This window comes from Nonomuraea sp. NPDC001831 (assembly GCF_042892035.1).
Classification (GTDB): Bacteria; Actinomycetota; Actinomycetes; order Streptosporangiales; family Streptosporangiaceae; genus Nonomuraea.
This window is the reverse complement of the sequence record NZ_JBIATU010000002.1, coordinates 683,784-708,100: the sequence shown is the minus strand read 5'-3', so window position 1 is coordinate 708,100 and position 24,317 is coordinate 683,784. Positions and strand designations below refer to the sequence as shown.

17 protein-coding genes are annotated in these 24,317 nt (G+C 73.4%); 13 read left to right on the top strand and 4 right to left on the bottom strand.

Annotated features, from left to right (window positions below; all coding sequences use genetic code 11):
• Positions 1-26: 26 nt before the first annotated feature.
• Both ACFYYW_RS08805 and ACFYYW_RS08800 read right to left on the bottom strand, forming a co-directional pair.
• Positions 27-1,115 (bottom strand): S1C family serine protease, encoded by a 1,089-nt coding sequence (locus ACFYYW_RS08805; RefSeq protein WP_387646638.1) that lies wholly within the window; start codon positions 1,113-1,115, stop codon positions 27-29.
• 19 nt (positions 1,116-1,134) lie between these two features.
• Positions 1,135-2,565, bottom strand: a complete 1,431-nt coding sequence (locus ACFYYW_RS08800) for an AMP-binding protein (RefSeq protein WP_387646635.1) — start codon at positions 2,563-2,565, stop codon at positions 1,135-1,137.
• A gap of 791 nt (positions 2,566-3,356) precedes the next feature.
• Between ACFYYW_RS08800 and ACFYYW_RS08795 the strand changes: the two genes are divergently transcribed.
• The 8 genes from ACFYYW_RS08795 (at position 3,357) to ACFYYW_RS08760 (ending at position 16,480) form a co-directional block, all read left to right on the top strand.
• Positions 3,357-4,139: a hypothetical protein gene (locus ACFYYW_RS08795; protein ID WP_387646633.1), complete on the top strand. Its 783-nt coding sequence runs from the start codon at positions 3,357-3,359 to the stop codon at positions 4,137-4,139.
• A gap of 70 nt (positions 4,140-4,209) precedes the next feature.
• Positions 4,210-6,387 (top strand): acyl-CoA dehydrogenase, encoded by a 2,178-nt coding sequence (locus ACFYYW_RS08790; RefSeq protein WP_387646631.1) that lies wholly within the window; start codon positions 4,210-4,212, stop codon positions 6,385-6,387.
• Between the two features lie 77 nt (positions 6,388-6,464).
• Positions 6,465-7,973 carry a hypothetical protein gene (locus ACFYYW_RS08785; protein ID WP_387646628.1) on the top strand — a complete coding sequence of 503 codons (1,509 nt, stop codon included), beginning with the start codon at positions 6,465-6,467 and terminating at the stop codon, positions 7,971-7,973.
• A gap of 124 nt (positions 7,974-8,097) precedes the next feature.
• Positions 8,098-8,229, top strand: a complete 132-nt coding sequence (locus ACFYYW_RS08780; RefSeq protein ID WP_260477562.1) for a hypothetical protein — start codon at positions 8,098-8,100, stop codon at positions 8,227-8,229.
• 82 nt (positions 8,230-8,311) lie between these two features.
• Complete coding sequence (locus ACFYYW_RS08775) at positions 8,312-9,535, top strand: glycosyltransferase family 4 protein (RefSeq protein ID WP_387646624.1); 1,224 nt, start codon at positions 8,312-8,314, stop codon at positions 9,533-9,535.
• Positions 9,532-13,671, top strand: a complete 4,140-nt coding sequence (locus tag ACFYYW_RS08770; protein WP_387646621.1) for an alpha-(1->3)-arabinofuranosyltransferase family protein — start codon at positions 9,532-9,534, stop codon at positions 13,669-13,671. Before ACFYYW_RS08775 ends, ACFYYW_RS08770 begins: the two co-directional genes overlap by 4 nt.
• Positions 13,668-15,506, top strand: a complete 1,839-nt coding sequence (locus ACFYYW_RS08765; protein ID WP_387646618.1) for a hypothetical protein — start codon at positions 13,668-13,670, stop codon at positions 15,504-15,506. Before ACFYYW_RS08770 ends, ACFYYW_RS08765 begins: the two co-directional genes overlap by 4 nt.
• On the top strand, positions 15,503-16,480 hold the full coding sequence (locus tag ACFYYW_RS08760; RefSeq protein WP_387646615.1) for a DUF3068 domain-containing protein: 978 nt from the start codon (positions 15,503-15,505) through the stop codon (positions 16,478-16,480). Before ACFYYW_RS08765 ends, ACFYYW_RS08760 begins: the two co-directional genes overlap by 4 nt.
• Here ACFYYW_RS08760 and ACFYYW_RS08755 read toward each other — a convergent pair.
• Positions 16,421-17,194, bottom strand: a complete 774-nt coding sequence (locus ACFYYW_RS08755) for a methyltransferase domain-containing protein (RefSeq protein WP_352323104.1) — start codon at positions 17,192-17,194, stop codon at positions 16,421-16,423. The two genes, ACFYYW_RS08760 and ACFYYW_RS08755, sit on opposite strands and share 60 nt — an antisense overlap.
• On the opposite strand from ACFYYW_RS08755, the gene ACFYYW_RS08750 reads away from it, so the two are divergent.
• Positions 17,193-19,016 carry an ArnT family glycosyltransferase gene (locus ACFYYW_RS08750; protein WP_387646611.1) on the top strand — a complete coding sequence of 608 codons (1,824 nt, stop codon included), beginning with the start codon at positions 17,193-17,195 and terminating at the stop codon, positions 19,014-19,016. The two genes, ACFYYW_RS08755 and ACFYYW_RS08750, sit on opposite strands and share 2 nt — an antisense overlap.
• Here the strand turns inward: ACFYYW_RS08750 and ACFYYW_RS08745 are convergent.
• Positions 18,959-20,206, bottom strand: a complete 1,248-nt coding sequence (locus ACFYYW_RS08745; RefSeq protein WP_352323102.1) for an acyltransferase — start codon at positions 20,204-20,206, stop codon at positions 18,959-18,961. The two genes, ACFYYW_RS08750 and ACFYYW_RS08745, sit on opposite strands and share 58 nt — an antisense overlap.
• A 120-nt stretch (positions 20,207-20,326) precedes the next feature.
• On the opposite strand from ACFYYW_RS08745, the gene ACFYYW_RS08740 reads away from it, so the two are divergent.
• From ACFYYW_RS08740 to ACFYYW_RS08725, 4 genes are read left to right on the top strand one after another with little or no spacing between them, the layout of a single operon-like run.
• Positions 20,327-21,247 carry a DUF3068 domain-containing protein gene (locus ACFYYW_RS08740; protein WP_352323101.1) on the top strand — a complete coding sequence of 307 codons (921 nt, stop codon included), beginning with the start codon at positions 20,327-20,329 and terminating at the stop codon, positions 21,245-21,247.
• Positions 21,244-22,131 (top strand): decaprenyl-phosphate phosphoribosyltransferase, encoded by an 888-nt coding sequence (locus ACFYYW_RS08735; RefSeq protein ID WP_364413606.1) that lies wholly within the window; start codon positions 21,244-21,246, stop codon positions 22,129-22,131. Before ACFYYW_RS08740 ends, ACFYYW_RS08735 begins: the two co-directional genes overlap by 4 nt.
• On the top strand, positions 22,128-23,447 hold the full coding sequence (locus ACFYYW_RS08730; protein WP_387646607.1) for an FAD-binding protein: 1,320 nt from the start codon (positions 22,128-22,130) through the stop codon (positions 23,445-23,447). Before ACFYYW_RS08735 ends, ACFYYW_RS08730 begins: the two co-directional genes overlap by 4 nt.
• 52 nt (positions 23,448-23,499) lie before the next feature.
• Positions 23,500-24,240 (top strand): SDR family NAD(P)-dependent oxidoreductase, encoded by a 741-nt coding sequence (locus ACFYYW_RS08725; RefSeq protein WP_387646605.1) that lies wholly within the window; start codon positions 23,500-23,502, stop codon positions 24,238-24,240.
• Positions 24,241-24,317 lie beyond the last annotated feature (77 nt).

Sequence of the window (24,317 nt, the reverse complement as noted above, 5' to 3'; positions counted from 1 at the left end):
GGTGACAGGGCGGCCCGCTCGGGGCGTCACTCGGCCTTGAGCTCGCCGAGGGTCACCGTGACGGTCTGGGTGTCGCCGTCGGGCCGCAGGATCTCCACCTTGACCTGGTCGCCGGGCTTGTAGGCGGTGATCTCCTCCGACAGCGCGGCCATGGTCGTGGTCTTCTTGCCGTTGATCGACAGGATCACGTCACCGGCCCGGATCCCGGCCTTCTCCGCGCCGCCGCCCTTCTCCACGCTCGCCACGCCCACACCGCTCGGCTGCCCGGTGGCGCCGATGACCGTGCTGCCGCGGATGCCGAGCGCGGCCCGGTGGCTGTTGGTGACCTTGCCGTTCTTCACGATCTGGGCCGCGATGTCGGTGGCCGTGTTGCTCGGGATCGCGAACCCGATGCCGGGCGCGGCCCCGCCGCCGAGCTGAGGGTCGGTGGCGGCGAGGGTCGGGATGCCGATGACCTCGCCGGCCAGGTTCACCAGCGCGCCGCCGCTGTTGCCGGGGTTGATCGCGGCGGAGGTCTGGATCGCGCCGCTGATGGTGGCGCCCGGCGACTCGGGGCTCTGGGGCTCGCTGACGGTACGGCCGAGCGCCGAGACGATCCCGTTCGTGACGCTGCCCGACAGGCCCAGCGGGTTGCCCATGGCCAGGACGATCTGGCCCACCCGCAGCTTGCCCGAGTCGCCGAATTTGGCCGGGCGCAGCCCGTCGGGCCGATCGACCTTGATCACCGCCAGGTCGCCGGCGCCGAACGCCTTGACCAGCTTGGCCGGGCGGGGCGCGCCGCCGGTGGCGATCGTGACGTTCATCTCGGTCGCCTCGCCGACCACGTGGGCGTTGGTGACGATGTGACCCGCCGTGTCGTAGACGATGCCGGAGCCGAGGCCCACCTTGGTGTTGATCTGCACGATCGACGGCAGGACGTCCGTGATGACCCGCTCGTACGCGCTCTCCAGCGACTGCGGCGCGCTCCCCGGCGCCTCCGCGGTGGCGGTGGGCGAGCCCGGCGTGGTCGTGGCCGGGCTCGCGGCGGCCGTCGAGGTGGACGCCGGGATGGACGGGGACCGCCCGCAGGCGGTGAGCAGTACGACGGCTGCCAGTCCGGCGACGATCTCCCTCATGGGGAGGTCTCTGCCCAGCTCAGCTGGAAAGATACGCCTCCCGGACGTCCCTTCTGCTGAGTTTGCCGGTCGGGGTGCGCGGCAACGACTCGCGGTATTCGATCACCCGGGGGTGTTTCAGCCGGGCCAGCCGGGGCGCGCAGTGCCGCAGCAGCTCGGCGGTCAGGTCCGTGCCGCCCGTCACGCCCGGCACGGGCTGGACCAGCGCCACGACCTTGTGCCCCCACTCGGGGTCGGGCACGCCGATCACCGCGACGTCGGCCACCGACGGATGTTCGAGCAGCGCGGCCTCGATCTCGGCGGGGTAGATGTTGACGCCGCCCGAGATGATCAGGTCGGTCCTGCGGTCCAGCAGGAACAGGTAGCCGTCGGCGTCGAGGTAGCCGATGTCGCCCGGGGTGTAGGCGGCGCCGCGCATGGCCGAGGCGGTCTTGTCCGGGTCGCCGTGGTACTCGAAGCGGTTGATGCCGCCGATGTAGACCGTCCCGGGCTCGCCGGGGGCCGCCTCCTGGCCGTCGTCGCGGATGATCGTGAAGGCCATCCCGTCCAGGGCCCTGCCGACCGTGCCCGGCCTGTCCAGCCACTCCTGGGACGACACCATCGTCGCCACCGCCGCCTCCGTCGAGCCGTAGTACTCCCACAGGACGGGACCGAGCCAGTCGATCATCGCCTGCTTGGTGGCGGGCGGGCAGGGGGCGGCGCCGTGGTAGAGGTGGGTGAGGGAGGACAGGTCGTAGGTCTCCCGGTCCGGCACGGCGAGCAGCCGGTGGAACATCGTGGGCACCATGAACGCGTTCGTCACCCGGTGCCGCTCGATCAGCGCCAGCGCCTCGGCGGCGTCGAACCGTTCCGGCGCCACGATCGAGTGGCCGAACTGCAGCGCCATCATCGCCTGGCCGTAGGGGGCCGAGTGGTAGAGCTGCGAGCACACCAGGTGCACCCCGTCGGACGGCAGGCCGAAGTGCCGCCAGCTCTTGCGCATCAGGATGGGGTAGAGGTCCTCGGGCGTCAGGTCGAGCAGCCGGCGGCGCACGCCCTTGGGGCGGCCCGTGGTGCCGGAGGTGTAGAGCATCATCGAGCCAGCCCGGCGGTGCTCGGGCGCGGTGTCCGGCCGGCCGTCGATCAGGTCGGCGACCGTCAGCGCGCCGGGGGAGACGACGACGTCGGCGCCGCAGTCGGCGACGATGTAGTCGATCTCGTCGGCCGTGAAGTGCCAGTTGACCGGCACCAGGTAGGCGCCGATCTGGTAGGTGGCCAGCATCATGGTGAGGGCGTCGAGCCCGTTCTTCAGCACGGTCACCACGGCGCCGCCCGGCCGGACGCCGCGCGCGACCAGGCCGTGGGAGGCTCTGTTGGCGCGGGCGAGCAGTTCGCCGTAGGTCGCGCCGGCGTCGCCGAGCAGGGCGGGACGGTCCGGGTCGGCGGCTGCGATCTCGTAGAAACCCCTCATGTCCGCAGACCATACAGAATTTGATTCTGCTGGGGGAATAGAGGAATTATCCTGCTCTTCGGTGACGTAACCTCAAGGCCATGGCGGACGTCGGCGACGAGAGCTCAGCACAGGACACCCAACCTTTTCGCAAGGTCGTCGTGCCGCCCGCCGAGCAAGCCGTGCCGCCCGCCGAGCAGACGGTCAAGATCCCGCGCCCGCCGCGCCCGGGGGCGTCCCAGCCGGCGGGACCGACTCCGCAACCGCCATCCGGCCCGCAGTCGTCGTCCGGTCCGCAGCCCTCATCTGGTCCGCAGCCGTCATCTGGTCCGCAGTGGTCGTCCGGCCCGCAACCGCGTCCCTACCCTGGGCCGCCGTCGGGCCCGCAGGTGCGCCCGCAGCCTCCGTCCAGCCCACAGGGACGCCCGCCGCATCCGCCGGGCGGGAACGCGCAGTTCCAAGGCGGCGGCCCGCAAGGGCCGGGGCAGGGCGTCGCCCAAGGGGCTGGACAAGGGGCGGGGCAAGGACTCGTGCAAGGGCCGCAGGGGCCGGGGCAGCAGGGGCTTCCGCAAGGGCCGGGGCCAGGGCTCGTGCAGGGGGCGGGGCAGGTTCACGCGCAGGGGGCGGGGCAGCGGCCAGGGCAAGGGAAGGCGCCGCAGCATCAGCCCGTGCAGGTGTGGCCGCCGGGAGCGCCCGGGTCGCCCCAACCTCAGCCCCATCAGGCCCAGCCCCAGACCCAGCCCCAGACCCAGGCCCAGCCTCAGGCCCAGCTCCAGGCCCAGCCCCAGGCTCAGCCGGGCTTCGCCGGTCCTGTGACGCCGGTTGTTACCAAGCCGCACAAGCGTGGCATCGGGGACATCCCCATCCGCGCGATCTACCTGATGGGCGCCATCCTCGTCACCGTCACGGCGGTGCTGCTGATCTTCGTCGTGTTCTCCGGCGACGTGCCCACGAGCGGCGACCCCGCCGGGACGACGGTCTCCGTCGCCCCCGTGCCGGCCGCGACCGCCACCCCGACCGCCTCCCCGACCCCCAGCGAGACGCCGGTCGCGCTCCCCTCGGTGCCGGCGAGCAAGGCGTTCCCCGCGTTCCCGGGCAAGGCGTCCGTGGTGAGCGGGATCATCTCCGACAAGACGAGCGGCATCAGCTACCCGCGCCTGGCCGCGCCCTGGGACGCCAAGTCGTTCGCGCCGTTCACCGTCGCCCAGCGCATCGGCAAGGTGGCGGCGCCGTACACCGTGATCGCCTCGGCCATGTTCCCGGGCGACGCCCCGGCGAAGAAGCCCTCCAAGGACGCCGACTACCGCGAGATGGCCGTCCGCGCGGCCCGCTGGGCGCTGCGTACGCAGTACCCGGCGGGCGCCGAGCTGACCTCCTGGACCGGGTCCGCGAAGGTGCCGGTCGGCAAGGGCTGGTCGCTGGGGTACAAGGTCACCTACGTCTCGGGCGGCAAGACGGGGACCGCCCAGGCCGTGGTGACGGTCGTCGAGGTGGGCAAGACCAAGCCGGCGCTGCTGCTGGCGTCGATTCCCGAGAAGAACAAGGCGCGATGGGCTGATTTGAACACACTCCTCCAGCAGGTACGTCCCCTCTAGGCCAGAAGCATGCTCTAGAATATGGTTCTGGGCATCGGGTACTGACTTTGACCTGGCTGGAGGATGAGCAATGGCGATCGGATTGAGCGAGGAGCACGAGGCGCTCCGCGACTCGGTGAGCGGCTGGGCCGAGCGGAACATCCCCTCGGAGCTGCTGCGATCCGGGTCGGACGAACGTCCGCCCTTCTGGCCGGGCCTGGCCGAGCAGGGGCTGCTCGGCCTGCACCTGCCCGAGGAGTCCGGCGGGTCGGGCTACGGGCTGCTGGAGGCGGCCGTCGCCGTCGAGGCGCTGGCCGAGAAGCTCGCCCCCGGCCCGTACGTGCCGACCGTGCTGGCCGGCGCGGTCATCCACGCCTCCAAGCGGCACGACCTGCTCGAAGCCCTCGCCGACGGCTCGCTGACGGGCGCCGTCGCGCTGTCCGGCTCGCTCACCGGCTCCCGTGCCGACGACGGCTCGCTGGTCGTGTCCGGCACGGCCGACCCGGTGCTGGCCGGCTCGCTGGCCGACGTGCTGGTGCTGCCGGTGACCACGTCCGAGGGCGAGGAGTGGATCGCCGTCGACGCCTCGGCCGTCACCGTCACGCCGGTCCGGTCGCTCGACCTGACCCGGCCGGTGGCCAAGGTGGAGCTGTCGGAGGCACGCGTGCCCGCCGAGCGCGTGCTCGACGGCGTCGAGAGCCCCGACGTGCTCAACCTGGCCGCGATCCTGCTCGGCGCTGAGGCCGCCGGGCTGGCGTCCTGGTGCGTCACGGCCGCCGCCGCCTACGCCAAGGTACGCGAGCAGTTCGGCCGCCCGATCGGCCAGTTCCAGGGCATCAAGCACAAGATCTCCCGGATGCTCGTCGCGCTGGAGCAGGCCCGCGCCACCGTCTGGGACGCCACCAGGGCCGAGGGCCGTGAGCTGGAGTACGCCGCCGCCGTCGCCGGGGTGATGGCCCCCGACGCGGCCGTCCAGTGCGCCAAGGACGCGATCCAGACGTTCGGCGGCATCGGCTACACCTTCGAGCACGACGTGCACCTGTACTACCGGCGCGCCCTCACCCTGCGCGCCCTGCTCGGCTCGTCGGCCGAGTGGGCCGCCTCGGTGACCGCGCTGGCCCTGCAGGGCGTCGGCCGCGAGATGGAGATCGACCTGCCCGAGGGCGCCGAGGAGCTGCGCGAGGGCATCCGTGCGGAGATCGCCGAGATCGCCCGCCTTGAGGGCCAGGAGCAGAAGCGGGCGCTGGCCGACCGCGGGTTCGTCATGCCCCACCTGCCCAGGCCGTGGGGCCGCGCGGCCAAGCCGCTGGAGCAGGTGCTCATCGCCCAGGAGCTCAAGGCCGCCAAGGTCAGGCTGCCCGCGATGATCATCGGGGCCTGGGTGGTGCCGTCCATCGCCGTGTACGGCACGCCCGAGCAGCAGGAACGTTTCCTGCCCAAGACGCTCAGCGGCGAGATGATCTGGTGCCAGCTCTTCTCCGAGCCGGGCGCCGGGTCCGACCTGGCCTCGCTGCAGATGAAGGCGGAGAAGGTCGAGGGCGGCTGGCGGCTCAACGGCCAGAAGATCTGGACGTCGGTCGCGCACGTGGCCGAATGGGGCATCTGCATCGCCCGCAACTCCTCCGAGGGCACCAAGCACGAGGGCATCACGTACTTCCTGGTGGACATGAAGGCGCCCGGCGTCACGGTCCGGCCGCTCACCGAGATGACCGGCGAGAACCTGTTCAACGAGGTCTTCCTCGACGACGTCTTCGTCCCGGACGACCTGGTCGTGGGCGAGGTCGGCGACGGCTGGAAGGTGGCCCGCAACACGCTGTCCAACGAGCGCGTCTCGCTGTCGTCCGGATCGGGCGGCACCGGCGCGTCCGTGCCCGACCTGCTGGGGCTGATCGGGCGGCTCGGGCGCGAGCTCACGCCGGCCGAGGAGCAGGAGGTGGCCCGGGTCGTGTGCGAGGGGCACTCAATCAACGCGCTGTCGCTGCGGGTCACGCTCAAGCAGCTCGCCGGGAACGAGCCGGGCGCCGACGCGTCCGTACGGAAGCTGCTGTCCACCTCGCACGCCCAGCACGTCTCCGAGACGGCCGTCGGCCTGCTCGGCGCGCAGGCCGTGGTGGCGGCCGACATGAAGCTCGGCGACGCCGGCTACTGGAACCGGGCGGTGCTCGCGACCAGGGCCATGACCATCTACGGCGGCACCACCGAGGTGCAGCTCAACATCATCGGCGAGCGCATGCTCGGCCTGCCCCGGGACCCCGAGCCCGGCAAATAACACATGTGAGGCGTCGGCGGCTAATCTCCCTTGTGCCCGGATCGCCGGTCCTGGCACGAGGGAGAGGCGGTGTCACGGTGCGCGAAGGCCGTGCGGGCCGCTGGGGGCCGGCGGCGCTGGGGCTCGGGCTGGCGGTGCTGGCGCTCGGCCCGGCGCTGGGCTGGGGGCTGGTGCTCCGGTACGACCTGCTCTTCGTGCCCGATCCGCCCCTGTGGCCCGACCGCGGCGGCTTCCCCCGGGCGGTGCCCAGCGACCTGGTCGTGGCGCTGCTGTCCAGGGCGTTGCCCGTGGAGATCGTGCAGAAGGCGGCCCTGGTCGCCGTGTTCGTGCTGGCCGCGACCGGGGCGGCGGCGCTGGTGCCGCCGGAGCGCAGGCTCGCCCGGCTCGTGGCCGCCGCGTTCTACGCCTGGAACCTCTACCTCGCCCAGCGGCTCATGCTCGGCCAGTGGGCCCTGCTCCTGGGCGTGGCCGGGCTGCCGTGGGCGATCCGCGCGCTCACGCGGGAGACCTCCGGAGGGGTCGCCCGGTTCGGGCGGCTGGCGGTGGCGTTGCTGCCCGCGGCGGTGGGCGGGTTCCAGGCGATGCTGGTGTCCTGGCTCACCCTGATGCCGATCGCCGTCGCCCGGCGCAGGGCGCCGGTCGCCGCCGGGGTGCTGGTCGCCTACAGCCTGCCGTGGGCGGTGCCCGCGCTCGGCTCGGGCGCGGTGACCGACCCGGCGGGCGTGGACGCGTTCGCGGCCCGTGCAGACGGGCCCTTCGGCGTGCTGGGCAGCCTGCTCTCGCTGGGCGGCATCTGGAACGCCGAGGCCGGGCTGCCGGACCAGGAGGCGTGGTGGACGGCGACCGCCCGGCTCCTCCTGGTCCTCGCCGGCCTGTACGGTTACGCCCGCCTCCGCGCGGCCCCCGAGCGGCCCGCCTGGTGGGGCGGCCTGGCGGTGGCGGCGGCCGCCGGGTTCTGCGTCGCCGGGCTGGGCGCGTTCCAGCCGGGGCGCGAGGCGCTCAAGTGGCTCATCGCCCTGTCGCCGGGATTCGGGCCGCTGCGCGACGGCCAGGTGTACCTGGCTCCGCTGGCCCTGCTGACGGCGGTCGGCCTGGCCTCGGTCCTGCGGTCGGGCGCGCTCGCGCTGGTCGGGGTGCTGGCCCCGGTGCTGGCCCTGCCGACGTTCGCGCTGGGCGCGTTCGGCCGGCTGGCGGCGGTGACGTACCCGGCGGAATGGACGGCGGTCCAGCGGATCGTGGACGGCGACCCCGCGCCGGGCCCGCTGGTGTCGCTGCCGTGGGGCGCACACCGGGCCTTCGCCTGGAACGGCGGCCGGGTCGTGCTCGACCCGGCGACCAAGCTGTTCCGGCGCCGGGTGCTCTGGGACGACACGTTGCTCGTCGGCCTGCCCGGCGGCGGCCGGCTGCGGGTGCGCGGCGAGGACCCGCTGAACCGCCTCACCGGCGACCTGCTGGCCGCCGGCGCCTACGGCGAGCTGCCCGCCAGGTATCTCCTCATGGCCGCGGGCGAGAACGGGTTCCCGTCGGCGCCGCCCGGCTGGAGAACGGTCTTCGACGGCGAAGAGCTGCGCTTGCTGCGGCGTTGACCGGCTGTTTCATGATGTACCGGAGAGTAACTTGCTTTATCACGGTTTGACCAATGTTATGGATTCAAGACGAAACACGTTCTAGTCTCGGCACACCGCGTCACCGGAAGGAAGGGAGAGCTTCGTGTTGCGACTTCTCGTGGCCCTGGCGATAGGAGCCCTGCTGGCGGTCGGAGCCTCCGTCGCGGTGGTCAACGTGGCCTCACCGTCGCTCACCCCGCCCAACCAGCCGCTCTACAACTACGGCACCAGGTGATCCATCCCGCTTGACGCGGGGCCATACACAGCGAGCACGGAGTGTGGCTCCGCCATGCCCGCATGCCCGCCGACGAGGAGTGATGGTGGTCTTTACCGGTGAGCGCAAAGCGGACACGGCACGGCTGATCGAGCCGCGGACCAGCGACGCGACGGCGGAGGAGCGGCCACTCGCGGGCGTCCGCGTGGCGATGCTCAACTTCCGCGAACCCTGCCAGTCCACGGCCGGCGGCGCCGAGGAGTACGCCTGGCAGGTCAGCCGGTTCCTGCTGACCCAGGGGGCCTCGGTCGTGTTCGTCACCGGCCGCCAGCGCGGGCAGCGCCGCGCCGAGGTGCTCGACGGCGTCGACCTGCGCAGGATGGGCAACCCGTACCTCGTCTACCTGCTGGTGCCGCTCTGGCTGCTGATCCACCGGCGGCGCGTGGACGTCGTCATCGACACCATGAACGGCATCCCGTTCTTCTCCCCGCTCGTCGTCCGCCGCCGCACGCCCGTGATCAGCCTCGTGCACCACGTCCACGACCGGCAGTTCCACGCCTTCCTGCCCGCCTGGCTGGCCCGCATCGGGTGCTTCGTGGAGGGCGAGGTGGCCCGGCTGGTCTACCGGCGCTGCCTGACGGTCACCGTCTCGGAGTCGTCGAGGCGCGACCTGGCCACGAAGCTGCGCTGGCTCGCGCCGGTCACCGTCGTGCCCAACGGCTGCGCCGAGCCCGCGCGCAGCGAGCCGCCGGCCGCCGCGGGCGAGCCCGCCCTCGTGTACGCCGGCCGCCTGATCGGCCACAAGCGCATCGAGCGCGTCGTGGACCTGGCCGCCGAGCTCGGCGACGCCTGGCCGGGCCTGCGGGTGCACGTCGTGGGCCGCGGCCCCGAGCACGACGCCCTGGCCGCCCGGATCTCCGCCCGGGGCCTGGACGGCCGGGTCGAGCTGCACGGCTTCCTGCCCGAGCCGCACAAGAACGCCCTGCTGGCCGCCGCCCGGCTGAACGTGACGGCCTCGGAGTTCGAGGGCTGGGGGCTGACCGTGATCGAGGCCGCCGCGCTCGGCGTGCCGACCGTGGCCTACGACGTGGCCGGGCTGCGCGACTCCGTGCGGGACGGCGTCACCGGCTGGCTCGTCCGGGACGGCGAGAGCCTGGCCGAGGTGACCGGCCGCGCGCTGAAGGAGCTGGCCGACCCGCGGCGGCGGGCGGAGGTGGCCGCGGCCTGCCGCGCCTGGGCCGGGGAATTTACGTGGGCCCGAACTGGGGCTAGCATGACCGGACTTATCCTGGCGAAACTCCAAGATTGCGGCGGAGCCCCTCAGTGACCCAAGCCTCGCCTGGACCCCCGGGGGAACGCGGGGACTCCACCGTCGAGAGCTACGAGGCCCGGATCAGGCACAGGCTGCGGCTGCTCGCGTCCTGTCTGCTGCTCGGCGCCATCGCGTTCAACACCTCGACCGAGAAGATCATCCCCGAGACGAAGCTCGACATGGCGGTCAACCCGCTGGGCTTCCTCGGCCGGGCGCTGCACCTGTGGGACGGCGCCTACTTCGGTCACCTGCAGAACCAGGCGTACGGCTACCTGTTCCCGATGGGCCCGTTCTACGCGATCTTCCTCAAGCTGGGCATGGAGTCGTGGGCCGTCCAGCGGCTGTGGATGTCGCTCGTGCTGTGCGTCGCCTTCCTCGGCGTGGTCCAGCTCGCCCGCGCGTTCGGCGTCGGCGGCCCGCACACCCGCGTCCTGGCCGGCTTCGTGTACGCGCTCGCGCCGCACGCCCAGGCGCTGATCGGCATCAACTCCTCGGAGTTCCTGCCCAGCGCCGTGCTGCCGTGGATCCTGCTGCCGCTGGTCAAGGGGGCCAAGGGCGAGCTGACGCCGCGCCGGTCGGCCGCGCTGTCGGCGTTCGCCTTCCTGTTCTGCGGCGGCGTCAACGCGGTGGCCGAGGCGGCCGTGCTCGTGGTGCCGATGGTCTACCTGCTGACCAGGCGCGGCGGGCCGGTCAAGCGCCGCCTGATCGCCTGGTGGCTGCCGCTGGTTCTGCTGGCCTCGCTGTGGTGGGCCGTCCCGCTGCTCACCCTCGGCGGCTACATCTTCTCCTTCCTGCCCTACATCGAGACCGCCACCGCGACGACCGGCGTGACGTCGCTGGTCAACGCGCTGCGCGGCACGTCGAGCTGGCTCAGCTTCCTGACCGTGGACGGCCAGACCTGGCTGCCCGACGCCCACCAGCAGTCCACCGTCCCGTGGCTGATCGTGGTCACCGCCGCCGTGGCCGCGCTCGGCCTGGCGGGGCTCACCCTGCGCCGGCTGCCCGAGCGGCCGTTCCTGGTGATCAGCCTGCTGTGCGGGATCGCGATCATCACCACCGGCCATCCCGGCACGCCGCACGAGCAGTTCATGGTCGGGCTGCTCGACGGCCCGCTCGCCGCCTTCCGCAACCTGCACAAGTTCGACGCGCTGATCCGGCTGCCCGTCGCGCTCGGCCTGGCCGGGCTGCTCTCACTGGCCCGGCCGCGCCTGCGCACGCCCCTGACCGTGCTGGCCGCCGGGCTCGTGACCCTGTCGGGCCTGCCCATCCTGTACGCCGGCCTCGCCCCCGCCGGCGGCTTCACCGCCATCCCCGACTACTGGCGGCAGGCCATCACCTGGCTCAACCGCAACGCCGGCGACGGCATGGTGCTGGCCGTGCCGGGCGCCAAACGCGGCGAGTACCTGTGGGGCCGCCCCCTCGACGAGCCGCTGCAGGCGCTCTCGCAGGCCCGCTGGGCCACGCACACGATCGTGCCGTGGGGCTCGGCCGGCATCTCGCGGCTCATGGCCGCCGTGGACGACCGCCTGGCCACCGGCAAGGGCTCGCCGGGGCTGTCCGCCACGCTGCGCCGGATGGGGGTGTCGTACCTGGTCGTCCGGAACGACCTGGACCGGGCGACGATCGGCACGGCCTGGCCGGTCCGGGTGCACCAGGCGCTGGAGGACTCGCCCGGCGTCTCGCTCGTGGCCCGGATGGGACCGGGCGTCGGCATCGCCCAGTACGGCCGGGCCGCCGCCTGGCTGGACCAGCCCTACCCGGCCGTCGAGATCTACCGCGTGGCCGGCGCCGCGCCGCTGGTCGGCACCGTGGACGCCACCCGCCCGCTGCGCGTCGGCGGCGCGCCGGAGTCCGTGCTCTCCCTGGCCGAGCAGGGCCTCCTGGACGACGACCGGCCCGTCCTGCTCAACGACGACGCGGGCGTGGTCAAGGTGCCCGCGCACGACACGATCCTGACCGACACGCTGCGCCGCAGGGAGGTCGCCTTCGCCGACCTGCGCCGCAACGCCAGCGCCACGCTCACCGCGGACGAGCCCCTGCGCGGCAGCTCGCCCTCCAACGACCTGCTCGACCCCGGCTGGGCGCGGTACGTCTCCACGGCCGGCCTCACCGGCGTCGCGGGCGTCACCGCCTCCAGCTCCGAGGCCGACGTCGGCGCCGCGGCGAACAGCCGCGAGCCCGGCCACCAGCCCTTCGCCGCCCTGGACGGCGACCGGCGCACGAGCTGGCGCTCCACCGGCTGGAACGGCGCCGTCGGCGAGTGGCTGGAGGTGACCTTCGCCGAGCCGCTGACGATCCCCACGATCCAGGTGGCGTTCGAGAACTCGCCGATCGGCCCGCCGCCCAGCGAGGTCGTCGTGGAGACCGGCGCCGGCGCGCTGCGCCAGAAGGTGCGCGCGACCGCCGACCCGCAGGAGCTGGCCGTGCCGAAGGGGCCGGTCGAGCGGCTGCGGGTGAAGGTCGTCGCCACCGCGTACGAGCCGGCGAACCGCCTCGGCGGCCGGGTCGGCATCACCGAGCTCGACATCCCCGGCGTCCGGCCCGGACGCTCGATCGTCGTGCCCGACCCGCGCGAGGACACCGGCGAGCCGGCCACGATCTCGGTCGCCAGGACCGGCGACGTGCCCGGCTGCGTCCGGGGCTCGGCCGCCTGGAGCTGCGCCAAGGGCCACGAGGTGCTGGGCGACGACGGCAACGGCTTCGACCGCTCCTTCGTCACCGGCAAGGACGGCGCGTACGGCATCTCGGGCCGCGCCACGGTCACCGACCGCGCGACGATCGAACGTCTCAGCACGCTGCCCGGCGACTCCCTGAGCGTGCGCGCCTCCTCCACCGCGGTGGACAGCGGCGCGGCGGGCGGCCGCTGGGCCTTCGACGGCGACCCGAGGACGGCCTGGTTCGCCGACCCGCTCGACCCCAGGCCCACGCTGAACGTCGAGCTGGCCCGCGAGACGAAGCTGTCGCAGATCCGCGTCATCACGCCCGACTCCTACCTCGGCGCCCCTCCCGTCCGGGTGACGATCCGCGCCGAGGGCGGCGTCCGGCAGAGCTGGGTCGGCACGGACGGGCTCGTCCGCTTCCCGGCGATGAAGGCCAGGAAGGTGGCGCTGGAGTTCGGGGCGTCCGGCGGCCGGCCGATCGAGATCAGCGACGTGGCCTTCCCCGGCGTGCGGCCGCTCGGCGCGCTGACCGGCTTCAAGCTCACGCTGCCGTGCGGCTTCGGGCCGACGCTCACCATCGACGGCAACGAGGTGCACACCGCCGTCACCGGCGGCACCCTGCACGACGTGGTCACCGGCCGGCCGGTGACCTTCGAGACCTGCGAGCGGCTGCAGCTCGTGGCCGGTCCGACCCGGCTGTCGGTGCGGCCGGGGGAGTCGTACCGGGTCGAGTCGGCGGTCGTGCGGCACGAGCCGGGCAGCCCCGCGGCCGGGCCCACCGTCATGCGGCGCACGCCGGTCACCAAGTGGGCGGCCGGCGAGCGGGTCGTGCAGGTGAACGTCCAGGACGACGCCTACCTGGTGGTCAACGAGAACTTCAACGCCGGCTGGAAGGCCACGCTGGGGGCCGCGGCGCTCAAGCCGGTCCGGCTCGACGGCTGGCGGCAGGCCTGGTTCCTGCCCGCGTTCACGGCCGGGACGGTCAGGCTCACCTACGAGCCGGACGAGCCGTACCGGGCCGGGCTCGCCGCGGGCGGGGCGCTGGCGCTGCTCGTCGCCGGGCTGGCCCTGGTGGGCAGGGGCCGGCCGGGACGCCATCTGGCGCCCGTCCTGGCCGCCCGGCCACGGGTCCGGCACGTCGCGGTGTTCGCCGTGGCGCTGGGCTACTGGGTCGGCGGGCCGGCGGGGGCGGGCGTGGCCGGGGTGGCGTTCGTGCTGGGCGCCTGGTCGCGTCCGCTGCGGGAGGCCGAGCATCTGCGCGGGCGGCGGCGCTGGACCCTGCTGCTCGGGCCGCCCGGCGGGCTGGCACTCTACCTGGCCGCCACGGTCGCGGTGGCGCTCGGCGCGGGCGGCCTGTGGGCGCAGCTGCTCTGCCTGCCGCTGCTCGGGCAGCTCCTCGTCGAGGTGGCGGCCAGGCGCGCGCCGGCCCGGCAGACCACCGTACCGATCACCGTCGCCGCCGGCGGCCCGACCATGACGAGTGTTCCGTGACCGACACGATCAAGCCACGTCCGGGGACCGTGATCACGGTGCCCGGCCCGGTGGCGCGTGCCGCCCGCTGGGTCCGCCGCCACGGCGTCCTGCTGGCCGGGCTCCTGCTCGTCGCCGCCGCGGTGGCGGGCAAGGCGGCCGTCGTCCAGGAGGCGTACTTCAAGGAGGACGACTACGAGTTCGTGGCCAGGGCGATGGAGAGCGACCTGTCCTTCGACTACCTGACCCGGATCCACTTCGGCCAGTTCATGCCGGGCGGCTTCCTGGTGGCCTGGCTGGTCTCCCGGCTGCACCCGTTCGACTGGGGGTGGGCGGCCGGCACGGTGCTGGCGCTGCACGCCCTGGCCGCGCTGGGCGTGCTGCGCATGCTGCGGGTGATGTTCGGCAGGCGGCCGGCGACGCTCGTGCCGCTGCTGGTCTTCCTGCTCGCGCCGGTCACCGTGCCCGCGCTGGCCTGGTGGGCGGCCGGGCTCAACACCGTCTTCCTCCAGGTCGCGCTGCCCATGGCGGTCGCCTCGCACTGGCACCACCTGCGGACGGGCCGGCTGCGGCACGCCGTGGCCGCGGCGCTGTGGGTGCTGGTCGGGCTGCTGGGCTTCGTCAAGGGGTTCGCGCTGCCGCTGCTGCTGTTCGCCCTCACCGCGATCTACCACGGCGGCCTGCGCGCCGCGTTGCGCCGCCACCTGGCCGCCTGGGCCATGTACGCCACCGTGCTGGTGGCCTTCGGCGCGCTCTACGTCCAGCGGTCTCTGTCGGCGCCGAACACCGGGGCGCTGCCGATCTTCGACCAGGCCCTGGGCTTCCTGTGGGAGCTGCTGGGCAAGACGTTCGCCACCACCGTGCTCGGCGGGCCGTGGCGGTGGTTCGCGGGCGGCGACTGGGGGGTGGCCTCGCCGCCGCTGCCGCTGGTGATCGCCTCCCTGGTCGTCCTGGCCGCGCTGGTGGCGGTCACCAGCCGGTACCGCAGGCGGGCGGTCCTGGCCTGGGCCACGCTGCTGGGCTACCTGCTCGTCGCGGACGCGCTGCCGGTGTTGTGGGGGCGCGTGCACCTGCTCGGCTCGTTCGTCGGCACCGACACCCGGTACGTCGCCGACGCCGTCCCGCTGCTCGCGCTGGTCGTGGGCCTGGTGCTGCTGCCGCTGCGCGGCGAGGCGGAGCCGTACCGCAGGGCGCTGCCGGCGCGGGAGCGGGTGACCGGGACGGCCGGCGCGATGCTCGGGCTGTTCGCGGGCGCGTCGCTGGTCACGGTGACGCTGTTCGCCGGGTACCTGGGGGCCGAGCGGCGGCACGACTACATCGAGACCGCCCGCGCCGAGCTGGCCAGGGCGGCCCCCGACAGCGTGATCTACGACCGGCTGGTGCCGACGGAGGTGCTGCCGAACTCGTACCGGACCTACAGCCTGACCTCGCGGGTGCTGGGCGCGCTGGCCACGCCCGCGCTCAGGGCCAGGATGCAGGCGCCGCCCGCCGCGCTCGACGGCCTGGTCTTCGACGACCAGGGCCGGCTGCGGCCGGTGGACGTGCAGGGCATCCCGCTCGTGCCCACCACCCGCGACCGGTGCTGGCCGGTGACCGGCGGGACCGTCCAGGTGCCGCTGGACAACCGCGTCACCCGCGTCGAGGGCACCCTGGTCAGGCTGGGGTACGCGGCCCGGTCCGACACGACGGTCACCCTGTGGATGGGCGACCGGGCCACCGACATGAAGCTGCGCGCCGGCTTCGGCCGGGTCTTCGTGCTGGCCGTGCCGGGCGCGGACCGGATCGTCGTGCACGACGTGCCGCCCGGCCTGTGCCTGGGCGACGTGACGCCGGGACAGGCGGTGCCCCGGCCGTGACCGCACCGAGCCGAAGGAGTCTCGCGCTGGTGCTGGCCGCCGTGGGGGCCTTCCTGCTGACGCTCATCCCGCTGAGCCGCCTGTACGTCTACGACCGGGTGCTCAAGGCGCCCCTGGAACAGCAGAGCATGACCAGGGCGACCGCCGAGTCGGCCACGTACGTGGACCCGGCGACCATGCGGCAGACGACCGGCGACCTGGTCCAGACCCGGTGGCTGATCGGCGACGTGCTGGCCGGCGACGACGACCGCGCGGTGTGGGGCGAGTCGGTCTCCCTGGCCACCCGCGACGGCCACCGCCTGGACTACCACGAGCGCCGCCTGGCCTTCGACCGGCGTACCGGCGAGATCGTGAACTGCTGCGGCGAGTACCTGGACGAGGACGTCTCCGTCCGGCAGACCGGGCAGGCCTTCCGCTGGCCGTTCAACGCCGAGCGCCGCGACTACCCGCTGTTCGACCTGCGCCTGCGCCGCCCGGTCACGGCCGTCTTCGACGGGGTCGAGCGGGTGCGCGGCGTCGAGACCTACCGCTACGTCCAGCGCACGCCGCGCCAGCTGGTGCCCGGCGAGACGCCGCCGCTGCCGCGCCGCCTGCTCGGCCTGCCCGGCAAGGGCGACGTCGGCCTCGGCCGCTACGCCGAGATCCGGCGCACGTACTGGGTCGAACCGGTCAGCGGCCTGCCCGTCAGGACGCTGGAGGAGGTGACCGAGACGCTGGTCACCGCGGACGGCCGGGGCCGCCTGACCGCACTCGACGCCGACTTCCGCACCGCCGAGCCGGACGTCGCCGCGGCCCTGGCGACGGCGGCCGCCTACAAGCGCTGGATCCTGCTGCTCGGCACGGTGGCGCCGATCGGCGGCGGCCTGCTCGGCGTGGGCTGCGTGGCGGCCGCCCTGTGGTTGTCGCGGCGGCGCTCACCTGCGGCGCAGGACGAGGAGCAGGTTCCAGGTGACCAGCTCGCGGATGCCAGGTAGGTGGACGACGTGCCTGGCCCAGCGTGGATGGTAGCGGGGGATCGCGTCGAGGACCTCCACGTCGCGCCTCCTGCGTGCCCAGGCCAGCGGCTTGGCCACGCCGATGGCGTACATGCTCTCGCCGAAGACGTTCTTGGGCGGCTTGCCGTGGGTGCGGGCGTAGCGGCGGGCGGCGTAGTGGCCGCCGAGGTAGTGCCAGGGGGAGGTCTCGTGGCCGCCCCAGGGCGAGAACCAGATCGTGTACGACAGGTAGACCACGCCGCCCGGCCGCGTCACCCGGACCATCTCGTCGGCCATCCGCAGCGGGTCGGGCACGTGCTCCAGCACGTTGGAGGAGAAGCACACGTCCACCGAGCCGGTGGCCAGCGGCAGGTCGAGCGCGCTGCCGAGCACGGCGTCGCGGGGCGGCACGCCGTCGCGCAGGCGCATCTCACCGGCGTCGCAGTCGACGCACAGCGGCCGCGCGCCGACCGCGCGCAGGGCGTCGGCGAAGTAGCCGGGGCCGCCGCCGATGTCGGCCACGGTCGCGCCGGCCAGGTCGGTGTAGGTGGCGAGCTGGGCCACCGTGTCCCTGGCCAGGGTGCCGTAGAAGAAGTCGGGGTCGCTCTGCTCCAGACGGAAGGCGCGCAGCAACCGGACGGATCTGCCGAGATCCGCTCGGAACGGTTCGGTGTCCACGGCGCGGAGCTTACTGCAGTGGAGGGATACGTCCATGGCTGAAGACGTCAAGCGAGCCGAGCCCTTCCAGATCACCATCCCGGCGGTGCGCACCGGGCCGGTCATCGGCGTGGGCCTGCTGATCGTGCTGATCTCGCTGGTGTTCCGGGCGAGCCTGCTCAGCAAGGCCTACTTCGTCGAGGACGACTTCCTCTTCGTGGCCGGGGCCGGCGACAGCGGGCCGACCTGGGAGTACCTGATGAGGGTGCACAAGGGGCACCTCATGCCGGGCGCGCTCGGCCTGGTGTGGCTGCTCACGTCGGTCGCGCCGTACAGCTGGGCGCTGGTGTCGTTCGTGACCGTGGCGATCCAGGGGGCCGCCTCGGTCATGTTCCTGGTGCTGCTGCGGCGGCTGTTCGGCGACCGGGCGGCGGTGCTCGCCGCGCTGACCGTCTACGCGTTCGCGCCGCTCACCGTGCCCGCCATGAGCTGGTGGTCGGCGGCGCTCAACGCCGTGCCGCTGCAGCTCGCGCTGATCGCGGCGCTGGCCGCGCACGTCAGGTACGTACGCGAGGGCAAGGGCCGCTGGCGGGCCCTGGCCTGGACCGCCGTCGGGATGGCCTTCTCCACCAAGGGGGTGTTCATCCCGTTCGTGGTGCTCGGCGTCAGCAGCGCCTACCTCGGCCGGGGCCTGTGGGCCCGCGCCCTGCTCGCCGAGCTGCGCAAGCCCGTCTGGTGGGCGCACGGCCTGCTGCTGGCCGGGTACGCGCTGCTCTACTGGCTGCGCCGCGACACCGCCGGGGCCGACGCGCTGACCGGTCCGAAGGCCGAGGTGGTCCCCGGGCTGCTGCGCAGGCTGCTGGGCGAGACCTTCCCCACCGGGGCCGTCGGCGGCCCGCTGCGCTGGGGCGGCGTCACCTCGACCGGCGGGCTGGCCGACCCGGCCCCGGTGACCGTGGCCGTGGCGTGGGCGGTGCTCGCCGCGCTGGTCGTGGTCACCTGCGTGTACCGCAGGCGGGCCTGGCGGGCGTGGGCGATCCTGGCGGCCTACGTGGTGGTCGCCGACGCGGTGCCCACCGTGATCGCGCGGGCCACCGCCTGGGACCTGATCGGCGCCGAGACCCGGTACGTCGCCGACGCCGCCGTGCTCTTCGCGCTCTGCCTGGCGCTGGCCGTCATGCCGGTGGAGGACGAGCCCGACGTCGTGCGCCGGCCGGTGCCGGCGAGCCTGCCGGCCGTCGGCGGCGCGCTGACCGCCGTCTTCCTCGTCGTGTCGCTGATCTCGATCAACACCTTCGGCGACACGCTCACCGGCGACCGGGTCAGGACGTACCTGGAGAACGCGAAGACCTCGCTGGCCGCGGCGGCCGGGGAGGCCGACATCTACGCCCGTCCGGTGCCACCGGAGATCGTCCTGCCGTGGAACGGGGAGCGCCGGATGACCTCGTACGTGCTGGCGCCGCTGGCCGACGACGCGACCAGGGAGCGCATGCGCCACCCGCGGCCCTCGTCGGAGCCGTACGTGCTGGACGACACGGGCAAGCTCGTCCTGGTGGGGCGGGTGGTGCCGTTCTTCGACGCGGTCAAGGGGCGCAAGTGCTTCCCGGCGGGCAAGGAGTTCCCCGTCGAGTCCTTCGGCGGGCCCGGCGTGGTGGTGGCCATGTCGTACGTCAGCCCGCGGCCCGTGCAGGTCGTGGTGGAGGTCGGCGAGGCCCAGCGGGCGGCCACGCTGCCCGCGACCGGCGCCATGGGCGCGCTGTTCTACGTGCCGCACGACGGGCCGGGCAAGGGCATGCGGATCACCGCGGCCGGGGCGCAGGGTCAGGCGTTCTGCCTCAGGGCGGTGGCCTTCGGCGAGCCGGGCCCGGCGGCGCGCTGAGGCACCAGGCGGATCAGCCGCCTGGCGGGCTCCTCCACGTAGCGGTGGGTGAGCCCGGCCATGGTGACCGTGATGGCGGTGACGGCGACCAGGTTGACCAGGAGGTTGCCGGTCCACGGCCGCTGGCCGGTGAAGTCGTACCAGAGGTAGAGGATGACGAACTGCCACAGGAAGACGCCGTAGGAGATCTGGCCCAGGTAGCTCATCACCCGGCCGCCGAGCAGCTCGTGCACCCGGGTGGGCCGTCCGGCCGCCAGCGCGGCGGGGGCGACCAGGCAGAAGGCGACGAGCGTGTAGAGGCCCTGCTCGGTGAACGCCGTCCAGATGCTGCCCAGGCCGACCGCGCGCGGCCCGGTGAGCGGCGTGGCGGCGATGAGGTAGGCCAGGCCCGCGATGACCCACAACGTGCCCCAGGAGGAGGCCAGCGCGGCGCTCAGCCGCCGGGCGCGGCCGTCCTCGGCCCTGGCCCAGACGGTCAGCACGGCCAGCGCCATGCCGGGCACGAAGAACGTCCAGGAGCGCGGCAGCCACACGTTCATCCAGGGCCGGTAGTCGGGGAAGTACTCGAAGACCGTGTACACGTAGGACAGCGCGCCGAAGACGGCCAGGCCGATGAGCAGCCGCCGTCCCCTGGTCCGCAGGTCGGGGTCGCCGCGCAGGGCGAACCTGCGCAGCACCGCCGCCATCAGCGGGAGCGTGAGGTAGAAGGTCAGCTCGACCGCGAGGCTCCACATCTGGCCGAGCCCCTTGGGGCCGAGGCCGTACCACCAGGGGGTGATGTCGTAGGTGTGCACGAGGAACAACATCTGCGCCCACGTCCAGGGGTCCGCGCGGTGCGCGTCCCCCCACAGCAGCAGCGCCACGGCGACCACCAGCCAGTACGCCGGCATGATCCGGAAGAAGCGTTTCCACAGGTAGCGGCGGGTGTCCGGGGCCCGGTCGCCGAGCAGGACCTGGGCCGCCCACGGCCGGTACAGCAGCAGGCCGGAGAGCGTGAAGAAGATCGGCACGCCGATCTCGCCCCTGGACAACACGCCGCCCAGGAACCCCGGGTCCAGCGCCGTCCCCGCCTCCATGGACACGTGGAACAGCAGGACGGCGAAGGCGGCCACGGCGCGCACGCCGTCGAGCGAGGTCTGGTGTCCTGAGACCACCGGCACCCCGCCCGAAGTAGAACCTGTTTCGGTCACGTTTCCGCATCCCTGGTGACGTCGGTCACTCGTCGCAATAACATACCGGCGAGTAGGTAGTTCGTTTCAGTACTTAACCACCCAAACAGGCGTCAGTGCACCTGCGCACATGGAGGGTCCATGAACCGGGTCGTCGTTGGCAGCGTCCTCATCGCCGTCGGGGCATTCCTCATCGTTCTGGCTCCCCTGGTGCGCCTCCAGGTCGCGCCCGCCTTCATGGCCGCCAAGGGCGACCAGTACAGCATCAGCAAACTGCACGCGACGGGCGCCCAGTACTTCAGCATCCCGGACGGCAAGGTGCTCACCGCCGACCTCGACATCATCGTGACCACCCGCGGCGATGTTAAGGAAGCCAACGACGACCGCGTCGTCTGGGACGAGTTCACCGCCGTCAACGACGTCACCAACAGCAAGCCGGGCATCAACTTCAGCGAGCGGCGCAGCGCCTTCGACAAGCGCTCCGGCGTCGGCCTCAACTGCTGCGGCGCCAGCATCGACAAGGCGCCGGTACAGCTCCAGGGCCAGATCTACAAGTTCCCGTTCGACGTGGAGAAGAAGACCTACCAGGTCTTCAACGCCAGCGCGGGCAAGGCGTTCGACGCCAGGTTCGTCGGCGAGGAGCAGGTCAACGGGCTGCCCACGTACAAGTTCGAGCAGACCGTCCCCGAGACCAGGACGCAGACGCTGAACGCGCCCGCCGCCTGGTTCGGCATGGGCACCTCGGGCGACGTTCAGCTGAACCGGTTCTACTCCGGCACCGTCACCTACTGGATCGAGCCCACCACCGGCGCGCCCGTCAAGCAGGAGCAGGTGCGCAACGAGGTGCTCAAGAGCCAGGACGGCATCGAGCGCTCCAAGGCGTTCGTGGCCACCGCCAAGATGACCGACGACACGGTCAAGGGCCTGGTGGACAGCGCCGCCGAGGGCAAGAGCCAGATCAACCTGATCAGGACCACGCTGCCGATCGTGCTCGGCGTGGTCGGGGTCGTCCTGCTCCTGGGCGGCCTGCTGCTCGCCCTGCGCGGCCGCCGGTCCGCATGAGCCAGGGCGTGGTCGCCCGCCCCTGGTCGCCCGCGCCCGCGCTGGCCCTGGTCAGGGCGGCCCGGCCGCGTCAGTGGCTGAAGAACCTGCTCGTCCTGGCCGCCCCCATGGCGGCCGGGGTGCTCGGTCAGCCGGGCCGCCTGCTCGCGGCGCTGCTCGTCCTGGCCGCCTTCTGCCTGGCCGCCAGCGGCTCCTACCTGCTGAACGACGCCTCCGACGTGGAGGCCGACCGGCTGCACCCGCGCAAGCGCCGCCGGGCCGTCGCCTCCGGCGCGGTGTCGGTGCGCACGGCCCGGGTGGCGGGCGTCGTCCTGCTGGTCCTCGGGCCCGCGGTCGCCGCGCTCGCCGGCGGCTGGCAGGCGCCCGCGGTCGTCGCCGGGTACGTCGCCCTGACCCTGGCCTACACGACCTGGCTCAAGCACCAGGAGGTCGTGGACCTCATCGCGGTCGCCGGCTGCCACGTGATCAGGGCCTACGCCGGCGCCGTCGCCGTCGGGGTGCCGGTGACCGGCTGGTTCCTCGTGGTCGTCTCGCTGGCCGCGCTGCAGCTCGTGGCCGGCAAGCGCGAGGCCGAGCTGCGGTCGCGGGGCGTGTCGGGGACGCGGGCCACGCTGGCCGCCTACCCGGCCGCGTACCTCACGCACGTGCGGATCATGGCGTCCGGGGCGATGATCGTCACGTACTGCCTGTGGGCGCTGAACGCGCACGAGAACGTGTTCTACGGACTGAGCATCGTCCCGTTCCTGCTCCTCGTGCTCCGGCACAACCTGCTGGTCGAGCGGGGCGGCGGCGAGGAGCCCGAGGAACTGGTGATCCGCGACCGGCCCACCCTCGTCTTCGCCGCCGCGCTGGTCGTCCTGGTGGGGCTCGGGATCTACGCGTGAGCACGTTCCTCACCGGCTGGGGCCGCACCTCGCCCACCCCCGCCGTGCTGCGCCGCCCCCGTTCCCTGGACGAGCTGCGCGACCTGGTCGCGGCCGCGCCGGCCCGCGGTGTCGTCGCCCGCGGGCTCGGCCGCTCGTACGGCGACGCCGCCCAGAACGCCGGCGGCCTCGTCCTCGACTGCACCGGCCTGGACGCCTGGAGCCTCGACGAGCGCACCGGCGAAGTGACCGCGGCGGGCGGGGTCAGCCTGCACGAGGTGATGACGGCGCTGGTGCCCCGCGGCTGGTTCGTGCCCGTGAGCCCCGGGACCAGGCACGTCACGGTCGGCGGGGCCGTCGCGGCCGACGTGCACGGCAAGAACCACCACCGCGACTCCTCCTTCGGCGCGCACGTGCGCTCCCTCACGCTGGTGACCGCCGACGGCGCCGCCCGGGTGCTGCGCCCCGGCGACCCGCTCTTCCGGGCGACCGTCGGCGGCATGGGCCTGACCGGGGTGGTGGCCGAGGCGACGTTCGGCTGCGTGCCGGTCGAGTCGTCCCTGATGCGGGTGGACGTACGGCGCACAGCCGACCTGGACGAGACGCTCGACGTCATGGCCCGCACCGACGACCGCTACCGCTACACGGTGGCCTGGATCGACCTGCTCGCCCGCGGCCGCCGGATGGGCCGCAGCGTCCTGACCAGGGGCGACCACGCGCCCCGCGACGCGGAGAAGCCGCCGCCGGTCTTCGCGCCGCGCGCCCGGCTGCACGCGCCGCCGTGGGCGCCGGACGGGCTGCTCAACGGGCTCAGCGTGCGCGCCTTCAACGAGCTCTGGTACCGCAGGGCGCCGCGGAGCGCGACGGTCACGCAGGGCATCGCGCCGTTCTTCCACCCGCTCGACTTCGTCGAGGGCTGGAACCGCATGTACGGCTCGCGCGGCTTCGTGCAGTACCAGTTCGTGGTGCCGTTCGGCGCGGAAGAGACGTTGCGCGGCATCGTCGGGTCGTTGTCGGCCCACGGGACGGTGTCGTTCCTGACGGTGCTCAAGCGGTTCGGTCCCGGTTCGGGCGGTTTCCTGTCCTTCCCCGTGCCCGGCTGGACCCTGGCCCTGGACATCCCGGCCGGTCAGCGCGGCCTGAGCGGGCTCCTGCGCGGCTTCGACGAGCGCGTCGCGCAGGCCGGGGGACGGGTGTACCTGGCCAAGGACGCCCGGCTGCGCGCCGACATGATGGCGGCGATGTACCCCGAACTGGAACGATGGCGGAGCATCAGGGACGAGGCCGACCCGGAGGGCCTGTTCCGCTCGGACCTGTCCAGGAGACTACGACTGTGACCACCACTTCTGACGCGAGCCGGGCGGCCGCCGCTCCGGGGCGGGGGGCGTCGTGAGGAACGCGCTCGGGGCCGTGGACAGCGTGCTGCTGCTGGGCGGGCGGAGCGAGATCGGCCTGGAGATCGTCCGGCTGCTGGTCGGGCTGGGCGCGAGCCGGGTCGTGCTGGCCGCCAGGGGCGAGCTCACGCCGCCGGCGGACCTCGCCGCCGAGGTGCACGTCCTGCCGTTCGACGCGCTGGACGTGGGGTCGCACGCCGCCGTCCTGGCCAGGGCCGTGGAGCTGGTGGGCGACCTCGACGTGGTGATCTCCGCGTTCGGCGTGCTCGGCAGCCAGGACGACTACGACGTCGACCCGGCCGCCGCCGCCGAGGCCGTCGCGGTCAACTACGGCGGCCACGTCTCGGTGGACCTGCACGCCGCCAGGGTCCTGCGCGAGCAGGGGCACGGCACCCTCGTGGTGCTCTCGTCGGTCGCCGGGGCCCGGGTGCGCAAGGCCAACTTCGTCTACGGCTCGGCCAAGGCCGGGCTCGACGGGTTCGCGCAGGGGCTCGGCGACGCGCTGCACGGGTCGGGCGCGCGCGTGCTGATCGTGCGTCCGGGCTTCGTGATCGGGCGGATGACCAAGGGCCTGCCGCCGGCGCCGCTCTCCTCGACGCCCCGCCAGGTGGCCCTGGCCACCGTGCGCGCGCTGCGCGAGGGCGCGTCGTCCGTGTGGGTGCCGCGGGCGCTCGGCCCGGCGTTCGGCCTGCTGCGCCTGCTGCCGCGGCCGCTCTGGCGGCGGCTGCCGCGCTAGAACGCGTCCCAGGCCCGGAGGCCGACCGACGAAAGGTTCTAGAGTAGAACACGTTGCAGTTCGGCTGCGGCGCGGCT